The 18,541-nt window shown below is 61.8% G+C and carries 14 protein-coding genes; 5 read left to right on the forward strand and 9 right to left on the reverse strand.

Annotation, left to right across the window (positions count from 1 at the left end; genetic code table 11):
- Position 1: 1 nt before the first annotated feature.
- A complete protein-coding gene (gene mfd / locus HQL56_01425) occupies positions 2 to 3,544 on the reverse strand; it encodes a transcription-repair coupling factor (GenBank protein MBF0308172.1) in 3,543 nt (1,180 codons plus the stop codon).
- Between the two features lie 167 nt (positions 3,545 to 3,711).
- On the opposite strand from mfd, the gene HQL56_01430 reads away from it, so the two are divergent.
- Complete coding sequence (locus tag HQL56_01430; GenBank protein MBF0308173.1) at positions 3,712 to 4,986, forward strand: spore maturation protein; 1,275 nt, start codon at positions 3,712 to 3,714, stop codon at positions 4,984 to 4,986.
- 12 nt (positions 4,987 to 4,998) lie between these two features.
- Here HQL56_01430 and HQL56_01435 read toward each other — a convergent pair whose 3' ends face one another.
- The 3 genes from HQL56_01435 to HQL56_01445 form a co-directional block, all read right to left on the reverse strand.
- Positions 4,999 to 5,277 carry an integration host factor subunit alpha gene (locus HQL56_01435; protein ID MBF0308174.1) on the reverse strand — a complete coding sequence of 93 codons (279 nt, stop codon included), beginning with the start codon at positions 5,275 to 5,277 and terminating at the stop codon, positions 4,999 to 5,001.
- A 21-nt stretch (positions 5,278 to 5,298) separates the two neighbouring features.
- Positions 5,299 to 5,721, reverse strand: coding sequence for a c-type cytochrome (locus HQL56_01440; GenBank protein MBF0308175.1), 423 nt, complete (start codon positions 5,719 to 5,721; stop codon positions 5,299 to 5,301).
- A gap of 195 nt (positions 5,722 to 5,916) precedes the next feature.
- Complete coding sequence (locus HQL56_01445) at positions 5,917 to 6,384, reverse strand: hemerythrin domain-containing protein (GenBank protein ID MBF0308176.1); 468 nt, start codon at positions 6,382 to 6,384, stop codon at positions 5,917 to 5,919.
- Between the two features lie 344 nt (positions 6,385 to 6,728).
- Between HQL56_01445 and HQL56_01450 the strand changes: the two genes are divergently transcribed.
- Positions 6,729 to 8,054 carry a hypothetical protein gene (locus tag HQL56_01450; protein MBF0308177.1) on the forward strand — a complete coding sequence of 442 codons (1,326 nt, stop codon included), beginning with the start codon at positions 6,729 to 6,731 and terminating at the stop codon, positions 8,052 to 8,054.
- Here HQL56_01450 and HQL56_01455 read toward each other — a convergent pair.
- The 4 genes from HQL56_01455 to HQL56_01470 form a co-directional block, all read right to left on the reverse strand.
- Positions 8,026 to 10,110, reverse strand: coding sequence for a tetratricopeptide repeat protein (locus HQL56_01455; GenBank protein MBF0308178.1), 2,085 nt, complete (start codon positions 10,108 to 10,110; stop codon positions 8,026 to 8,028). The genes HQL56_01450 and HQL56_01455 overlap by 29 nt on opposite strands.
- A 9-nt stretch (positions 10,111 to 10,119) precedes the next feature.
- The gene (locus HQL56_01460; GenBank protein ID MBF0308179.1) at positions 10,120 to 12,141 is read right to left on the reverse strand and encodes a zinc-ribbon domain-containing protein; all 2,022 of its coding nucleotides are present in this window, start codon (positions 12,139 to 12,141) and stop codon (positions 10,120 to 10,122) included.
- Positions 12,138 to 12,479, reverse strand: a complete 342-nt coding sequence (locus HQL56_01465) for a hypothetical protein (protein ID MBF0308180.1) — start codon at positions 12,477 to 12,479, stop codon at positions 12,138 to 12,140. The genes HQL56_01460 and HQL56_01465 overlap by 4 nt, the downstream gene beginning before the upstream one ends.
- Positions 12,480 to 12,631: 152 nt before the next feature.
- Entirely contained in the window at positions 12,632 to 13,351 is a 720-nt protein-coding gene (locus HQL56_01470; protein MBF0308181.1) for a metal-dependent hydrolase, read from the reverse strand.
- Positions 13,352 to 13,535: 184 nt separating this feature from the next.
- Here HQL56_01470 and HQL56_01475 point away from each other — a divergent pair, with 184 nt between their 5' ends.
- Together HQL56_01475 and yejB are read left to right on the forward strand one after the other, a co-directional pair.
- Positions 13,536 to 15,299, forward strand: a complete 1,764-nt coding sequence (locus HQL56_01475) for an ABC transporter substrate-binding protein (protein MBF0308182.1) — start codon at positions 13,536 to 13,538, stop codon at positions 15,297 to 15,299.
- Positions 15,300 to 15,305: 6 nt separating this feature from the next.
- Complete coding sequence (gene yejB / locus HQL56_01480; GenBank protein MBF0308183.1) at positions 15,306 to 16,358, forward strand: microcin C ABC transporter permease YejB; 1,053 nt, start codon at positions 15,306 to 15,308, stop codon at positions 16,356 to 16,358.
- Between the two features lie 144 nt (positions 16,359 to 16,502).
- Here yejB and HQL56_01485 read toward each other — a convergent pair whose 3' ends face one another.
- The gene (locus HQL56_01485; protein MBF0308184.1) at positions 16,503 to 17,762 is read right to left on the reverse strand and encodes a hypothetical protein; all 1,260 of its coding nucleotides are present in this window, start codon (positions 17,760 to 17,762) and stop codon (positions 16,503 to 16,505) included.
- 373 nt (positions 17,763 to 18,135) lie between these two features.
- On the opposite strand from HQL56_01485, the gene HQL56_01490 reads away from it, so the two are divergent.
- On the forward strand, positions 18,136 to 18,541 hold a 406-nt coding region (locus HQL56_01490), incomplete at its 3' end, for a sulfite reductase, dissimilatory-type subunit alpha (protein MBF0308185.1).

Consider the following 18,541-nt stretch of genomic DNA (forward strand, 5'->3'; position numbering starts at 1 on the left):
GTCAAGCCCCTTTCGGAGCCGGCAACAGGTTGCGCAAAAGGGTCTCCAACTCCCGCAAACGGCGTTGCCCATCCTCCCAGGAACGATTGCGCAGGGAAAGCACCCGGGTATCCTGCTGGAACATCACCGAACCCTTGCCCTCCCGCAGCATCTGCACGATTTTGAGACCGTCTGCGACGGCATTCTCGCCGAAGTGAACCACTGCCCCCTTGGGCCCGGCTTCCAGTTTGCGAACACCCAGCCGTTTGCACAGACTCTTGAATTGCAACACCTTAAGCAGATTCAATACCGATTCGGGAATGGTGCCGAAGCGATCCAGCAACTCTCCCCTGGTCTCGTGAATGGCTTCCGGCTCCTGCAAACCGGCCAGACGCTTGTACAGGTTGAGCCGCTCCTTGACATCGGGAACATAAGTATCGGGGATGAAGGTGGAGACCTGCAGATTGATCTGAATGGCCTCGTTGCCGGTCACGGGCGCGGCTTCTCCGGTCTCCGCGGCCCGCAAAGCCTGGATGGCCTCGCCCAGCATCTGGTGATACATCTCGAAGCCCACCTCTTCAATCTGCCCGGATTGCTCCTTGCCCAGAATATTGCCGGCGCCGCGAATCTCCATATCCTGGGTGGCCAGCATGAAACCCGCCCCCAGATCCCCCAGGCTTTCGATGGCCTGCAGCCGCTTGCGGGCGTCCGCCGAGATACCCTGTTCGTGGGGAATGAGCAGGTAGGCGTAGGCCCGATGGCGGGAACGGCCCACCCGACCCCGCAACTGGTGCAACTGGGCCAGGCCGAAGCGATCGGCGCGGTGGATGATGATGGTGTTGGCGCTGGGAATGTCCACCCCGTTCTCGATGATGGTCGAGCAAACCAGCAGGTTGAACTCCTGCCGGTAGAAGGAGAGCATCACCTTTTCCAACCGGCCTTCCGGCATCTGGCCATGGGCTACCCCCACCTTGGCCTCCGGCACCAGTCGGGCCAGGCTGTCCGCTGTCTGGTCGATGTCCTCCACCTGATTGTAAACGTAGAAGACCTGCCCGCCCCGGAACAACTCACGCAGAATGGCCTCCCGAATCTGCACCCGGTCAACGGGGGTGACAATGGTGTGAATCTGCAGTCGTCCCGGCGGTGGCGAAGCGATGATGGAGATGTCGCGCACCCCCGCCATGGCCAGATGCAAAGTACGCGGAATGGGAGTGGCCGTCAGGGTGAGGATATCGACTTCGGCACGCATTTTCTTGATGCGCTCCTTGTGCGTCACCCCGAAGCGCTGCTCCTCGTCCACCACCAACAGGCCCAGATCCTTGAAAACGATGTCTTTTTGCAACAAACGGTGGGTGCCGATGACGATATCCACCCCGCCAAAGGCCAGCTTTCCGATGACCTCGTTCATTTCCCGGGCATCCCGATAGCGGGAGAGCAGGTCGACCACGATGGGATAACCCTCCATGCGCCGGGAGAAGGTGTCGTAATGCTGCTGCGCCAGAATGGTCGTGGGAACCAGAATGGCCACCTGGCGACCATCCATGACGGCGCGGAAGGCGGCACGCACCGCCACTTCCGTCTTGCCGAAGCCTACATCGCCGCAGATGAGGCGATCCATGGGCCGGTCCTGGGCCATGTCCGCCAGCACCGCCCGAATGGCCTCCTCCTGATCGGGGGTCTCCTCGAAGGGAAAGCTGGCGGCAAACTCCTGATAGACCGGATCCTCACCCGAAAAGGCGATGGCCTTGGCGGTTTGCCGCAGGGCCTGCAACTGCACAAGTTCCGCCGCCATCTCCAGAATGCGGCTTTTGGCCTTGGCCTTGACCTTCTCCCAACGGGTGGCGCCCAGTTTGTCGAGGGGGGGTTCCTCGCCGCCGGTGTATTTGTTGACCCGGTCCAGGTTTTCCACCGGAACGTAGAGTTTGTCGCCATCCTGATAGCGCAGCAGCAGGAAGTCGTTGCGAATGCCGCCGACCTCCAGGGGCATGAGCCCTCCGTAACGGCCGTGGCCATAATCGAGATGCACCACCGGGTCGCCATCCTTGAGATCGGCGAAACTGGCCAGCAACTGGTCCAGGAAACGCGGATCGGTCTTGGCGCGCCGACTGGTGCGACCAAAGATCAGATCCTCCCCGATGAACCACCAGCGTACCTCATCCTGACGACAGCCCAGGGAGAGATCGCCCAGAGTCAGATGGATCGTGTTTCTGTTCCGTTGCCCACTTTGAACCCAGCTCTCTTCCGCCACCCAGGGGAGGTGATGGGCCGTGAGCATCTCCTCCAGGCGCAGCCGCTGCCCCAGGGTGCGGGAGGCCAGGGTGATTTCGTAACCGTCGGCCAGCGCCTTCGACAGAGCGGGCCACCAGCGGGCGACACCGCCCGCAGCACCCTCCTCCCCCGGAAGGGTGGGCGGGGAAAAACCCATGTCACAGATCGTTCCCTCCCCTCCGCTTCCCTGTTCCAACAACGCAAAGGTCTTCAGAGCCTCCTCGACCTGGGCCACGCTCAGGTAGAACTTTTCCGGAGGCAGCATCCTCAGGGGAGACTCTCCCGACCAGCCGCCCGCCTTTCGCACCTGGTAGCGTTCGGCGATCTCCGCGCCACGACGCCGGATCTCCGCATCGAACTCCTCGTCAAGCAGAAACAGGGTATCGGCGGGCAGATAATCGAAAAAGGTCAGCGTCGTGTCGTAAAACAGGGGCAGAAAATGTTCCATCGCCGGGAATCGTTCCGATTGGGAAACGGCCCGGTAGAGAGGATCGTTGGCGGAAGCGCCGCCGAATTCGCTGCGGTAGGCGGTGCGGAAACGGGCGATACTGGCGTCATTGAAGATGATTTCCGAAACCGGCAGCAGATCGAGGCCGGGAATGCGGTCGCTGGAGCGTTGCGTCACCGGATCGAACAGGCGCAACGACTCCACGCTGTCACCAAAGAACTCCAGGCGAACCGGGGCATCGGCCCCGGCGGGAAAGAGATCGAGAATGCCACCCCGCATGGCGAACTCCCCCGCCTCCTTCACCTGACTGCTGGCCCAATACCCCGCCTTGACCAGATAAAGGCGCAAGGCCTCCAGGTCGACGGCGTCCCCCTGGCGAATCTGAAAGCCGTAAGCGGCCAGGACATCCGCAGGCATCAGGCGCTGCATGAGCCCGCCGGGGGTGGTCACCACCACCATGCCGCCCGATTCGGAGGGCATGGCAAAGGGCACCTTGCCGGTAAGGCGCAGCAGGCGAAACAGGGTGGAGAGACGGTCCGCCACCAGTGGACCGAAGGGGGACAGGGGCTCGTAGGGCAGAACCTCCCAGGCGGGAAAGTTCCACAACGCCTCCTGACGCATGGCGGGAGGCAGGTGGAACATCATCTCCCGCAAGACGATCTCCGCCTGCAGCGCCCGGGAAGTCACCAGCACCGTCAGGCCGCGACGGGTCCGGGCCCGTTCCGCTGCCAACCAGGCCATGGCCCCCAGGGGGCAACGCTGCAGGATGCCTCGTTCTCCGGGACGACTGGGCAGGCAGTCCAGGGAAACCGAGGGGTTCAGCGAAGAGATGGGGCGGTTTGGCTTCATGGATAAACGATCACACAGGGTCTGAGTTCAGGGCGTTAAAGGGGCGCATCTCCCGAAAAGGCCGCGAACCGGGCCGAAAAAGGAGAAGCGGACATTGCCAAGCCGGGGGCTTTTCTTCAACATGGCGGGAGGATGTCGAAAAACGGGGACAGGGAGGTTGGGCGGACATGAATGCGGTCTTTGTCATCCTGATACTCGGTGCGATCCTGGTGGGCGCCGCCCAGGAGGTCGGCTGGCTGGTCGCGACCGCCACCCAACCCCTGAACGCCCTGACCGAGGAGATGATCCGTTCCGCCAAAAGCGCGGTCGATCTTTCCCTGGGACTGATCGGCATCATGGCCTTCTTCCTGGGACTGATGAAAATCGTCGAGCAGGGCGGCGCGCTGGCCATTCTGGCGCGACTGATCCGCCCCCTCCTGGTACGGCTTTTTCCGCAGGTTCCCGCCGGACATCCGGCCATGGGGGCCATGATCATGAACATCTCCGCCAACATGCTGGGGCTGGGCAACGCCGCCACTCCCTTCGGCATTCGTGCCATGCAGGAGTTGGATCGTCTGAATCCCCACAAAGGCACCGCCTCCGACGCCATGACGCTTTTTCTGGCCATCAACACCTCGGGGGTGACCCTCTTTCCCACCAGCGTCATGGCGTTGCGCGCTTCCCTCGGCTCCCAGGATCCCGCCGCCATCGTGCCCACCACCCTGATCGCCACCCTCTTCGGCACCGTCGTCTCCGTGGCCGTGGCCCTTTGGGCCCGGCGATTCTACCCCTTGCCTCCCGTCCCGGAGGGCTTCCGGGAATCCGCCCCGGATCAGCCTGAGCCCGAAGGGCCCCGGAGCGACTATCCCCCCTGGATCACCTGGAGCGCTCTGGTTCTTTTCCTCTCCATCATTCCGCTGACCCTGCTTTTCGGACGGACGCTCTCCCCCTGGGTTCTGCCGGGAATGACCGCGTCGTTTCTCCTGTTTGGCCTGTGGAAAAGGGTGCGCATTTACGAGGCGTTCGTGGAGGGGGCAAAGGAGGGCTTTCAAATCGCGGTGCAGATCATCCCCTATCTGGTGGCCATCCTGGTCGCGGTGGGCATGTTCCGCGCCAGTGGGGCGTTGGGCTGGCTGGTATCCCTCCTCGGCGCCCTGACCACACCCCTCGGTCTGCCCCCGGAGGCGCTGCCCATGGCGCTGCTGCGCCCCTTCTCCGGTTCCGGCGCTTACGGCGTCATGACGGCCATCATGCAGGATCCCCGACACGGCCCGGACAGCTATGTCGGGTTGCTGGTCAGCACCCTGCAGGGCGCCAGCGAAACAACCTTCTACGTCTTGGCGGTCTACTTCGGCGCGGTCCGGATTCAACGCATCCGCCAGGCTCTTCTAGCCGGTCTGGCCGGTGACGTAGCCAGCACGGTTGCGGCGGTGGTCACCTGCTCCTGGCTGGTACGCCCCTGAACACCCGTCAAATCACTCCACCTTCTCCCTCAAAATCTGGCTCGGTTTGAAGGTCACCACCCGGCGGGCGGAAATTTCGAACTCCTCCCCCGTCTTGGGGTTGCGTCCCACCCGGGAGACCTTCTGGCGCACGGTGAAATTGCCGAATCCGGACAACTTCACCGCATCCCCCTGCTCCAACTGCTCACGAATCAGTTCGAAGCAATCGGCTACCACGGATGCGGATTCCTGCTTGGAAAGTTTGAGATTCCGGTGGACGGCTTCCACCAAATCGGCCATGGTTGTGGTCATCCAACCCTCACTTGACTTTAGTTACTTTAGTGTTTTCAGGAAGGCAATCAAGTCCCGACGATTCGCTTCGCTGTCGATACCGTCAAAGGAGATAATGTGTGTTTTCTTTTTTTCCGTCATCTTTGAATTGGGTATAAACGAATCTGGATGAGTCATGAATTTGTCAATATTCTCCGGCGTCCAAACCAAGGATTTCTCTCGCGCCATGGACAGAAAGGCGTCACTGTAGGCAAACCCCTCGGCGGAGCCCGCAGGTCTGCCCACCAAACCCCACAGGTAGGGGCCCTTGATGTTTTTGCGGGTCAGGGTCAGATCGTGACAAACGCCGCAATTGTTTTCCACGATACGGCGCCCCATCTCCGCATCCCCCCGCCACAGGAGATAGGCAAAGACGAGAATCGTCGCCAGCCCCAGCAAAAGCAGCAACGCCTTGAGAAGTTTCACCCGCGCAACCTCGAAGCAGTGATCCGGGAGAGGAACTGGGATGCAGCACACCCCGACACCGTCCAACAAACAGGCATCGGTAAAATATATTAATTTTTCTCGGTACAGAGTGCAATGCGTCCCGGAGGGAGAACGGAAAGAAGCGGAGAAATTACGGGAAAAGGGGCCGGAGGGAACCGGCCCCGGAAGATCGACTCACAAAGCCATGCTGTTCTTCACCACCTCGTCGGCCTCACCCCTCAGATGGGCGTCGCCCATGGGATAGAGCATCTGCTCCTCCTTGAGGTTGTGCTGCTGCATGATCATCAACAGGGTGGAAAAGGCGCGTTTCACCCCATCCAGTTGGCCGGACTCCAGGGATTGAGCCATTTGGGCCATCAAGCCCCGCATCTGCTCATGCTCCATCCGCATGACCATGGTCGGTCCCTGGCGCATGCCCGTGCGGCTCTCGAAAGCCGGGAAGAAGACCTCCTCCTCCATGCGGAAGTGGTGCAGCATGCCCACCTGGAACCGGGCCATCCACTGTCGGGTCCGTTCCAAATCACCCTGTTGAGCCGCCTCCTCCATGGTGGCGAAAAGATCGTCACAACGGCGGTGATCCCGGATGAAATACTCCTGAATGGCGCGAGGCCCTCCGGCGACATCCCGGCGGCAAAGCTGCATGCGCCACTGCCCCGGACCCTGTTGCAGGTGGAACCAGTCCAGCTCCACGCCGCATGCTTTGGCCACCTCCCCGCATAAACCCGTCAGCGCCCTCTCCCCCCGAATCTCCAGGCACGCCCCCTGGGCCAATCCCTTCACCGCAGCCGTCAAGGTGGACAGGGCTGCCGGGTTCTCTTGTCCCGTGATATCGATTTCCTTGTTCACACGACACCTCCTCAATAATGGCCTTTCCGCACGCTTCAATTATTCCATTGCCACAAACCCGCCGCTTTGACCAAAATCAACCCCCGCCGGTTTCTTGGGCCGGCAACTATTTATCCCTTCCTCCCGAAAGGCAACAGATAATGATACCCGCCGCCGGTCTGCATATCGATCAGGCACCTCCGTTGCACATTCCCTTCCGCTTCTTTTTCACCGCCCCCCTGTTTCTGATGTTGGCGGCGGGAGCCCTGATCGTGTGGAATGGGGAACTCTTCCAGGAACGTTGGTCCCCCCAGACCATCGCCGTCACCCACCTGGTCGTTCTGGGCTGGATCACCATGATCATGTGCGGCGCCCTTTACCAAATGTTGCCGGTGCTGGCGGGTCTGCCGGTGCGACACCCCGCACTGGCGCCCTGGGTTCACGCCTCCCTGAGCCTCGGCATCCTCACCCTGGTTCTGGAGATCGGCATCGGCCTGCATCGCTGGCTTCTGCTGGCAGCCTCCTTCTTCCTGGCGGCGGCCCTCACCCTCTTCATCGGACAAATCGCCCGCACCCTGGCCGCCGCGCCGGCCCGACATCCCACCATCAACGCCATGGCCCTGGCTCTGACGGCGCTGGCGGTGGTGCTGATCCTGGGACTCACCTTTCTGGGGGAGTACGCCCACGGCTTTCTGGGCTTCGACCGCCCGGCCATGCTGGGCCTTCATGTCGCCTGGGCGCTTTTCGGCTGGGTGGGACTGCTGATCATCGGCGTATCCTTCCAGGTCCTGCCCATGTTCTACATGATGCCCCTCTTCCCGGTGGTCCCCGCCCGCTGGATTCTGGGAGGGCTCTTCCTCTCCCTGGTCGGCGTCACCCCCCTGCTCCTCCTCAGGCCCGAATCCCACGGCCTGCTGCTGCTGGCCATGATCCCCGGCTACGCCGCCGTGGCCGGATATGCCCTGGTGCTGAAGCAGTCCGCCGCCAAACGCAAACGCCGTATCGTCGACGCCAGTTGGGTGCTGTGGATCTTCGGCTTGAGCTGCGCCGGTCTGGCGACGTTGCTGCCGCCCCTATGGTTCGTACTGGAGTCGGAGACCCTGCGGTTGCTCTTCGGAGTGCTCTATCTGCTGGGCGGCGTGGTATCCATCACCCTGGCCATGCTGTTCAAGATCGTGCCCTTTCTGGTCTGGTTCCACCGCTTCAGCCGACTTGCGGGATTGGTGCAGATCCCCATGATGGAAGATCTCTATCCCGAACCGCTGGCCAAATGGGGAGTGGGACTGCATCTGGCGGGAACGGTCTCTCTGCTGGGTGGGCTTGCGGGCTACGCCATTCTGGTGCAACTGGGCGGTATTCTGATGGGTGGTGTCGCCATCCTTCTGGTTTTCGGCATCCTCTCCGCCTTGCGCCACCCGGTACCGGAAGCGCCGCCAACGGCCGATTTCGCCTCCTTTTTCAAGGATCTGCCCCCTCCGCCGCCCTGATTTCCAGGCGCCGGACCACCGTGTCGATGAGCAAGGGCCAGTTGCCCCGTTGCGGTTGCCGGATCAGGCGCATGGAGCGATACCAGGGGGTCTCTTCGCTGCCGAGTCCCCAGCGCCAGTCGGGAACCCAGGTGAGCAGGGTCCAGACCGGAACAGCCATGGCCCCGGCCAGATGGGCCACGGAGGTATCGACGCTGATCAGCAGATCCAGTTCACCCAGAACGGATCGTGTTTGGCGGAAGTGTTCCAGAGAGGGGCGCTGCAATCCTGCCGCCCAGGAGTGACGATCCGCTTCGGCAGCGGCGGGACCAGCCTGCAGGCTGACCCATTCGCAGTCGGCAAGCTGGAAAAGCGGTTGCAACACGACAAAGGGGATACTGCGACGGCGGTCGTTGCGATGTCCGGGATTGCCCTGCCAGCATAATCCGATGCGCCGGGGCCGGGGCCAAGTCGCTCCCTCCGGGCGCTTTCCCAGATACCCTTCGGCTGCCGGAATGGTCTCCGGTGTCACCCCCAACACGGCGGGCAGAGACATCAACGGCAACTGAAAGGCACACTCCGGCGGCGATTCCCGGGCAACGAACACCGACGCGCAACCCGGAATCCCCTGCAGAATCTCCCGCAGGGGAGGTTGACATTCCAGCACCACCTCACCACCGAAGCAGGCCAGTTGAGGCAGAAAACGCACCATTTGCAAGGTATCGCCCAACCCTTGTTCGGCATGAAGCAGCAGTCGCCTGCCGCTTAGAGCCTGACCCTGCCAGAGGGGGATCTCCTGGTATTTGCGGAAGGGACGGAACTGCTCGTCGCCCCAGCGATACTCCCAATCCCGCCACCCCTCCGGGTAACGTCCCTGAAGCAGCAGGGTGAAAGCGCGGTTCAGCCGGGCCTTGGCGTTGTCGGGTTCCAGGGCGATAGCCCGGTCATAAGCCGACAGAGCCTCCTCGAAGCAGCCTGCGTCGTGCAACCCTTTGCCCAGATTGACCCATCCCTGGACAAAATCGGGCTGGCGGGTCACCGCCTCCCGATAACAGGCCAGGGACTCCTCCCAACGATCGCGTTCTCCCAGGCAGTTGCCCAGATTGGTGGCCGCGCCGGCATGGCGGACATCGAGACGCATGGCCGTTTCGAAAGCCTCACAGGCTGCGACCAGGTCTCCCTGTTCCTGGCGGGCCAGGCCCAGGCCGTTCTGCACTTCCACCCGGTGCGGGTTGCGCAAAAGGGCTTTTTCCAGCCAGAACACCGCCTCGGCGGGACGTTGCCGGTCCAGCAGCAGCTGAGCCAGATTGGACAACGCCTCTTCGAAGGAGGGATCCTGCGCCAAAGCGGTGCGAAAGGCAGCTTCCGCCTCTTGCAGATGTTGCGCTTTCCAGAGGGTGAAGCCGCGATTGTTGTGAACCCGGGGGGACTCCGGCAGCCGCTCCAGGGCCCGGTCATGGCATTGCAGGGCCGCATCGAATTGCCCCAGCTCGGTCAGGGCGACCCCCCGATGGCTGTGGTAAAGCCCCTCCTCCGGCTGGAAGGCAACGGCCTGTCCATAGCAGGTCAGAGCCTCCGCGACACGCTGCCCCCGCCGCAACACCTCTCCCAGATTGTTCCAGGCCGGGGCAAAGCGCCCGTTCAGGGCGATGGCCCGGCGAAAAGCCTCTTCCGCCTCGGGCATGCGCCCCAGGGACAAGAGGGTATCACCATAATCGTTCCAGAGACTCGCCTGGGAGGAATCGAGGGAGAGGGCCTTGCCGTAAGCGGCGAGGGCTTCCGCCGCCTGACCGGCCTCGTGGAGGACCAGACCGGTGACGCGCCAGAGACGGGCGTCACCCCCACAGAAGGAGTGACCTCGTTTCAAAAGGGAAATGGCTTCAGGAAATCGACGGTGCTGCCGCAAAAGCAGAGCCAGATTGATGTAGCCGGCCACCTCGCGTGGCCAGCGTCGCATCAGGGAGCGGTAGTGGTTTTCCGCCTCCTGCCAGCGTCCGGACTGCTGGGCCGCAAGGGCCAGGGCAAGAGTGTCCGCCGCCCCGCTCCCCGCTCCCCCTGCCTCCCGCCGTGGCGGCATGGACGGACCTCAGCAGGTCGGGAGCGTCTGGAAAAAGACCAGGGCGCAGGCGGAACAGCGCAGTTTGCGCCCCTTGGCCGGCAGCAGGGAGGCCTGCAAACGGAACTTCTTGCCACAGCCGGGACAGGCAACCTGGATGGACTCTTCCGCAACGGAAGCCGCCACCGGCGGCGGAGCCGGAGGTGGCACGACGACGGGCGAGACGGGCTTTTCGGCCACAACAGGCTTCCGGTGGGCTCCCGGATCGCCGCCGACGATCTCCCGAGCCCCCCAGGCTTTGTCTCCGCTGCCGAAGAAGAAGGAGACCATCACCCGGCCCGGTTGGGCCGGGGATTGCATCCAGCTCAGATCCAGGGGGGAAATCACCGCCCGGGCCGCCTCTTCCGCCCTCTCCTCCTCCCGTGAGTAGGCGGGAGGCATGCCGGAAACATCGATCAGCAGGTCATCCTCCACCAACTGCTCACGGGCATCCTGGAAAGGATCCCTCGACTCACGGGGGGCAGATCCGGTGGCCGGGGAAAGGAGATTCTCGTCCGCCGGGGGATTCAGCCCGGCGCAGGAGAGAAGGTCCAACCCCTCCGGATTCTCGACCACTTCCCCCCACGACTCCTCGGCGGGAGGCAAGGGGGGCAGCGCGCCATCGGTCTCCCCCACAAAACCGCCACCCTCTTCGGCAAAGGAGACCTCCTCGGAATCGGCGCTCATGTTGGCCGGCAGATCGGGCAGGGATTCCAGGGAATCTTCCGGAAAACCGGACTCCGGGCTGGCGGTTTTGACCGGAGCCGCCGGAAAGACCGGAAAAGCCAACGGCTCGTTTCCGGGGATCTCCTCTCCCCAGGAACGACCGGAAAAGCCGAAGACGAAGGTACGGCGTTTGCTCTCTCCGGAAGCGGCGGGCTCTTCCTTCTCCTCGACGGGAATCGCTGCGGAAGACGACTCGAAGGCCTCTTCTTCCGCCGAAACCATCGGGATATCCTGCTGGGGAATGGAGGCGTCTTCTTCCTGATTGGCCGCCTCGAAAGCCTCTTCGTGAGCGTCGTTGGCGGACAAATCGGGGGTTTCCACCGAAGCCGGGGCGATATCCTCGTTGGCAGCCTCCCCGTCTTCCAACTCCTCCTCCAGGACATCCGCCAGACAGGTCAAAGCGGCTTCCAGATCCTCGGCACGTTGATACATCCCTGTTTCCCCTTCGGTAGGCTGCTCCCCGACATTCTCCCCATCCGGTTCGGGGTCTGTCGCCGGGAAATCCGATTGCTGCCCATCCATGGCAGACGATTCCGCTTCATCGGAGGATACCTCCGAACCTTCCTGAGATTCAACCGGCAGGTTTTCCTGCCCGGACTCCTGCGCAATAACCGCTTCATCCGGCGAAAATGGCGCCGCTTCGACCGGAGGCTCCGGTTCCGGGGAGGCTGCCGTCGGGGCAGCCGTCACACCGCTCGGAACCTCGGGTGTCGGCAGGGGCACGGACGCGGCTTTGGCAGCGGGTGGAGCCGGGGCGACGGAAGGGACCGGAGGGGCCGCTTTCGGGGGTGCGGGTGGAATTTTGCTCGGAGAAGCCACGGGCGGGCGGCGTTCCTCCACCTCCTCCTCCCCCGGCGGTTGATAGGAAAAAACCCGGTCCGCATTCAGCAGCATCAGCAACCGGCCGTTTTCCATGTGGCCGATGGCGCGCAAGTCCTCCGGGGAGAGCCGGATGCCGATACGCGGCGCGGGACGCAACTCCTTCTCCGGAATATCCACCACCTCATCGACTGCGTCAACCATGCCGCCGATCAGCCCTTTGCCCTTATCCTCCGTCGGCTCCATGATGATGATACAGGTTCGCGGAGTCCGCACCGTGCGGGAAAGGCCCAGCCTCACCCGCACATCGATGACGGGAACCACCTCGCCCCGGAGGTGGATCACCCCGCGCACATGAGGCGCGGCACAGGCAATCTGGGTGATCTCCGACCAGGCCAACACTTCGCGAACCTGGTCCAGGTCCACGGCGAAGGTCTCCGCATCGAGATTGAAGGTCAGGATTCTCATGAGGTTCTTACAAAAAGGGTTATAACAAGCAGAACCGCGAAGACCACGGTGATTACCACCATGGAAGAGTTGGCCTCCCGCTTGACGGCTTCGATCTTCTTCTCCAGGAAAGAGGCATTTTTGCCGCTACGCCCCATGGAATCGGCAAACTCCAGGAGGCTGTTTTGTATTTTCTGGATTTCCGCCGTGTTCTTGGACTCAAGACTTTGGCTCGCGTCGCCCCTTTCAACGGCCTGGACCCGCTCCTGCAGATTGGCCAGGTCATTTTCGATGGTTTCCAGACGTTTGTCGAATTCCACGACAAACTTCAACAGCATTTGGTTCTTGTCCTCGGCCATGATCGCTCAACCCTGGAGGTAACGTAACAGAAGAAATCCGTGCGATACGTTTCAGGGAGGCAACCCCGCGGCATGGCGGAGCGGTTCTTCCCTTCACTGCCAGGGTTGCAAAAAGGAAGCCAGGGTCGAGGCCACCCGTTTTTTCCCCGTCATCAACCGCCAAAAAGGCCGAACCAGGCGCCATGGGGCCAGAAGGCCCCCCCGAGTCGGGACCAGAAGGAGGCGCTGCCCAGGAGTTTCCACAGGGAAGCGAATTCCGGAGTCAGGAAAAAAGTGCCCCCTGCCAGCAGGTAAATCCCTCCGGTGGCGAGGAGATCACCCCCCACGTAGAGTTTGAGCGCCGAACCCAGGGAGCCCTTGGCCGGGCCGAAAAAAGGCAGGGCCCACACCTCGTCGAGAAGAAGATGCACCAAAAACCCGAGAAAGACAAAGAACCCCACCAACCAGGCCACCTCATCCGGTTGTTTGGCCACCCGATAGAGCAGGCCCGTGGTGAGAAAACCGCTGAAGAGCGCCGCCGGAACCGAATGCCAGATGCCTCGATGGGTGGTCAATTTTTCCACCAGTCGGAACAACAGCAGACGGGTGAGCTGGTTGACCACCAGCCAGAGCAGCATCGCCTCCAGGACCGAGAACCGGCTTCCCACGGCAAAGACCACCGTGAAGGCCACGGTAATCGCAATCAGGGTGAAGACTTCCCGCAAGACCACGGAATTGTCCGCATCCAGATCCGGCATGACGCCGCCGGCCAGACAGGCGAGCAGGGCCCAGAGCGTTTCGGCGGGAGGGAGGAACCCGCTCAGATGCAGGGCCAGGGAAGCGGCCCCGCCCACCAGGGCGGCCACCGTGACATGGGTCTTGGCATCGGCCATGAACAGCTCCTTCTGTATAATTGCCGCATTTTGGGGTATCTTGCCGCGTGAAGCCGTCAAACCGGAAGGAATTTTCCGCCGACACCCCGGAGAATCCCCCGGAGCCGTTGTCAACCTTTACCAGTCGCTTCGGGAAGTCACCATGTCGCCTCGTCTCGTGAAGACTCTCATCACCTTCGGATTGATGGTGTTTCTGTCGGCGCAGAGCCCGGCCCGCGCCGCCCACGGCATCAGCCTCGACGGCAAACTCAAGTACGCGGCGGACTTCGACCACTTCGCCTACAGCGATCCGGCGCGCGCCAGGGTTGGAGGCACCCTGACCCTGCACGGCATCGGCGGTTTCGACACCATGAACCCTTATACCCTCAAGGGCACGCCGCCGGATATGCTCAGCGCTTTCCTCTTCGAAACCCTGACCGTTCAGTCCCACGACGAGCCCTTCGCCCAATACGGTCTGCTGGCCCGGGACATCGAACTGGCCCCGGACGGGCAGAGCATCACCTACACCCTGAACGACGCCGCCCGCTTTGCCGACGGCGCCCCCGTCACCAGCGCCGATGTCGCCTTCTCCTTCGAAACCCTGACCTCGGAGCAGGCCCATCCCTTCTACCAATCCTACTGGAAGGATATCAGCCGCGCCGAAATTCTCGACCCCCGGCGCATTCGTTTCCATTTCGCCCGCAAAAACCGTGAACTGCCCCTCATTACCGGGGAACTGCCGGTCTTCAGCAAGGCCTTCTTCAGCAAACATTCCTTCAAGGATCTGGCCCTGACCCCGCCCCTGGGCTCCGGCCCCTACGCCATCGCCGAATTCGATGCGGGCAAGACCATCACCTATCAGCGTCGCTCCGACTATTGGGGCTGGAACCTGCCGACGCGCAAGGGCTTCTTCAATGTGGACAAAGTGGTCGTCAAATTCTACAAGGATCCGGTGGTGGCCCTGGAGGCCTTCAAGGCGGGCGAGTTCGACGTTCAGTTGGAGAACAACTCCAAACAGTGGGCCAGGGACTATACCGGCCCCCGTTTCGAATCCGGGGAGATCCGCACCGAAACCCTGGCTCACCGCAACGGCGCCGGCATGCAGGGTTTCGCCTTCAACCTGCGCAAAAGCATGTTTCAGGATATCCGTGTGCGCAAGGCCATCGGTCTGGCCTTCGATTTCGAGTGGAGCAACACCAACCTCTTCTATGGCCAGTACACCCGCACCACCAGCTATTTCGCCAACTCCGACATGGCCGCCTCCGGAAAACCGTCCGCCAAGGAGATGCTACTCCTGGAACCCTTCAAGGACCGGCTCGACCCCCAGGTCTTCGAAGTCCCGCCCTCCCCACCGACCACCACGCCCCCCGGCTCGGTGCGCAACAACCTCAAGGAGGCCCGTGAGCTTCTCACTGCCGCCGGCTGGAAGATGGGCCCGGACAACCTTCTGGTGGATGGACAGGGCAACCCCTTCGTCATCGAGATGATGCTCTCCTCCCAGGCTTTCGAACGGGTGGTGGCCCCCTTCGCGGAAAATCTCAAACGTCTGGGCATCCGCCTGGAGTACCGCACCGTCGATCCGAGTCTCTATCAGCGCAACATGGACCGCTTCGCCTTCGACATGACCGTGGCGGTCTTTCCCCAATCCCAATCCCCCGGCAACGAACAACGCTCCATGTGGCATTCGGAAAGCGCCGCCGTGGAAGGCAGCCGCAATCTGATCGGCATCCAACACCCGGCGGTGGATGCCCTGGTGGAGCGCATCATCTATGCCGAATCACGCGAGGAGCTGGTGCAGGCCTGTCGCGCCCTCGACCGGGTGCTGCTCTCCGGCCACTATCTGGTGCCCAACTGGCATATCCCCTACCACCGCATCGCCTACTGGAACCGCTTCGACAGACCGGCCACCCCGCCGCTCTATTTCAGCCCGATGGACTGGATCACCACCTGGTGGATCCGGAAGGAGTGAGCCCTCATGGCCAGTTACCTGTTGCGCCGCCTGCTGCTGATGATTCCCACCCTGTTCGGTATCATGGCCATCACCTTCCTGGTCATCCAGTTCGTGCCGGGCGGACCGGTGGAACGCACCCTCTCGATCATGCAGCAACAGATGCAGGCGGGCGGTGAGGTATCCGGCGGGGGGGGACTGGGCTATCGGGGTGCCAAGGGACTCGATCCGGCGCAGATCGACCAGTTGAAGCGGCTCTACGGCTTCGATCGACCGGCCCATGAGCGTTTTGTCACCATGATGTGGAATTTCCTGCGCTTCGACTTCGGGGAGTCCTACTATCAGCACCGCAGCGTCACCGATCTGGTCATCTCCAAGCTGCCGGTCTCCATCTCCCTGGGGGTGTGGACCTTTCTGCTCACCTATCTGGTCAGCATCCCCCTGGGCATTCGCAAAGCGGTGCATCACGGCACCCCCTTCGACACCTTCACCTCGGTTCTGATCCTGGTCGGTTACTCCATTCCCGGATTCGTGCTGGGCATTCTGCTGGTGGTTCTCTTCGGCGGGGGCAGCTTCTGGAACCTCTTCCCCCTGCGGGGGCTGGTCTCGGACCACTGGGCCACCCTGCCCTGGACCGGGCGTATCCTCGACTACTTCTGGCACCTGGTCCTGCCCCTGACCGCGTCGACCGTCGGCTCCTTCGCCGTGACCACCATGTTGACCAAAAACTGCTTCCTGGAGGAGATCTCCAAGCAGTACGTGCTGACGGCTCGGGCCAAGGGGCTGGACGATCGGGCCGTGCTGTTCCGCCACGTCTTCCGCAACGCCATGATGCCCCTGGTCACCGGCTTCCCCGGCTCCTTCGTGGCCGCCTTCTTCAGCGGTTCCCTGCTCATCGAAACCATCTTCAGCCTCGACGGCCTGGGGCTGCTCGGTTACGAGTCGGTCATGCACCGCGACTACCCGGTGGTCATGGCCACCCTCTATTTCTTCTCCCTGCTGGGGCTGATCACCCGTCTGCTCACCGATCTGACCTATGTGCTGGTGGATCCGCGCATCACCTTCGATTCCCGGAGCTAGGGCGTGTTGACATTCGCCGGATTTTGGTTCCTGGCAAGGCACAAGACGGTGAGGAAGCGGAATGTAGTTCGCCTACATGAGCATTCCGAACCGGATTGCAACGCCGCCGGGGACCAAAAGATGGTGAATGTCAACACGCCCTGATCAGACCACCCACAGATTGCTGAGACAGTCCGGCAACCAGTAGACCGCGTGTTCGTCCTTGCGGGAGAGGCCCACCACGTTGCCGTCCTGGGAGATGACGAAAGCCGTGGTGAAGGGGCACTGCCCCACGAAATTCACTGCGGAATTGTGGCGCATGCCGTAAGAGGAGCGATCCACGTTCTTCAACCCCTCCCCTTCCGATTCCGCCCCCACCAGGGTCTGCCGACGCCAGTAGGGGGCATCCAGCATGGCGCCGAAGCAGATGGGACGCAGCCGGTCCGAGAGAATCAGGGCGCCATCCACCTGGGTCAACTGCGCCAACAGCTCCACATGTTCCACGATGGCCCGTTTGCCTCCCAGAATCTTCTTGGGCACCATCTCGCCGCAGGCCTCGCTCTGATCCGGATCCCCTTCGTTCAGCAAACCCGCCCGCTCCTCCAGTTCGCACAGTCTGGACAACAGGGTGATCCCCTCCACGCCTTTCGAGGTGGCATAACGCGGCACGATCCAGGGCCGGGCATCCTCCACATGCACCTCCGGAACCCAGATGATGGTGCCGCCATGGCCCAGTTTGTTGGCTTCCACCAACAACCGGTCGATGGCCGCGCGATAGACCTGCCAGTAGTTCATGCCGAAGCGCTGAAACTCCACATGGGTGCGTATGACCCGCAACATGCTCCAGCTCATCAGGCTGCCGATGAACGGCGTCTCGTGGGGACGACTGAAACGCCCGGCATTGAAACGGGTTACCAGGTGATTGCCGCGAAAAACCGTCAAATGGCCGACTTTGCGGGAGGAGATGGTCATCACATCCGGCGAGGGATAGGCCTGAACCAGGGGATCGAAGCGATGCCGCCCCCGGCGGCTGGTGAAGGCCATGCCCCAGATTTCCAACCGGGAGGGGGACTCCACGCTGGCCCAAACCGCCAGCGCCTGGGTGAAGGGATCCACCGCCGGAGAAAGCTTGACCACCGTTTCGATGGTAAACGGCAGAGGCTTGTCGAAAGCCAGAACCACCTGTCCGCCCTGCCACTCCTGGGTGGGCAGGGAATGGGGCGGCACCAGGGCCACGCAGGCGCGTACCGGACGTCCCTCTTCCCATTTCAACCCCGCCAGGAATACGGTTTCCATAATGGTCTGCACCTGGTCGATCGATAAAGGCACCGCCTGTCCGTCCGGATTGGCCATGCGCCACAATTCGATGACTTGTTGAATAATCGACGAATCGAATAATACCTTTTTATCGTGCAGCTTTGGCATGTCTTGGCAGTCCTTTTCCTTCGGAAGCCCATCGCGGTCTCTTCATGCGTTACAAGTTTCATTCCAGACCTCGATGGAAACAGCGATGCCACGAAACACTAAAAATATTTGTTGAATTTATGCCGCTCAAATATTTCTATCTCCTGGCGAAAATGCCCCGATGCAGGAAACTTCCTCCGAGGGTTTTTGTCTCTACAAGGGATTGAACCAATAACGTCTTCGCAGGTGCAAAAGAATTCCCTGGTAAGTGACAAACAGGGTTTTGTGGAATGGTTTTTGTAATAATTGATATTTCAAAATATCAATTATTCGAAACCTGTTCAGAACAACGTTAACCCGGCAGTTCCGACAGCCTCGACCACGGAGAAACGGCATGGCAATAACGCATGCAACGCAGGACAAGACCCAAAACATTCTCAATCCAACGCCCTTGTTGGATGAACTGGAGAAGGGCCCCTGGCCCAGCTTCATATCCGGATTCAAAAATCTCTTTCGCCGCACCGGCAACACCATGGTGCGTGGTTGCCTCGACCAGCTCCAGTATTCCTATGAAACCAAGATGGGGTACTGGAAGGGTGGCGTGGTTGGCGTTCACGGCTACGGCGCGGGCATCATCAGTCGCTACTCGATGATTCCCGACAAGTATCCCGAAGCCAAAGAGTTCCACACCATGCGCGTTCAACCCGCGCCGGGACTGCACTACACCAGCGCTTCCCTCCGCCAGATTTGCGATATCTGGGAGAAATACGGCTCCGGCCTGCTCTCCATGCACGGCCAGA

Source organism: Magnetococcales bacterium (genome assembly GCA_015231925.1).
Taxonomy (GTDB): Bacteria; Pseudomonadota; Magnetococcia; order Magnetococcales; family JADGAQ01; genus JADGAQ01.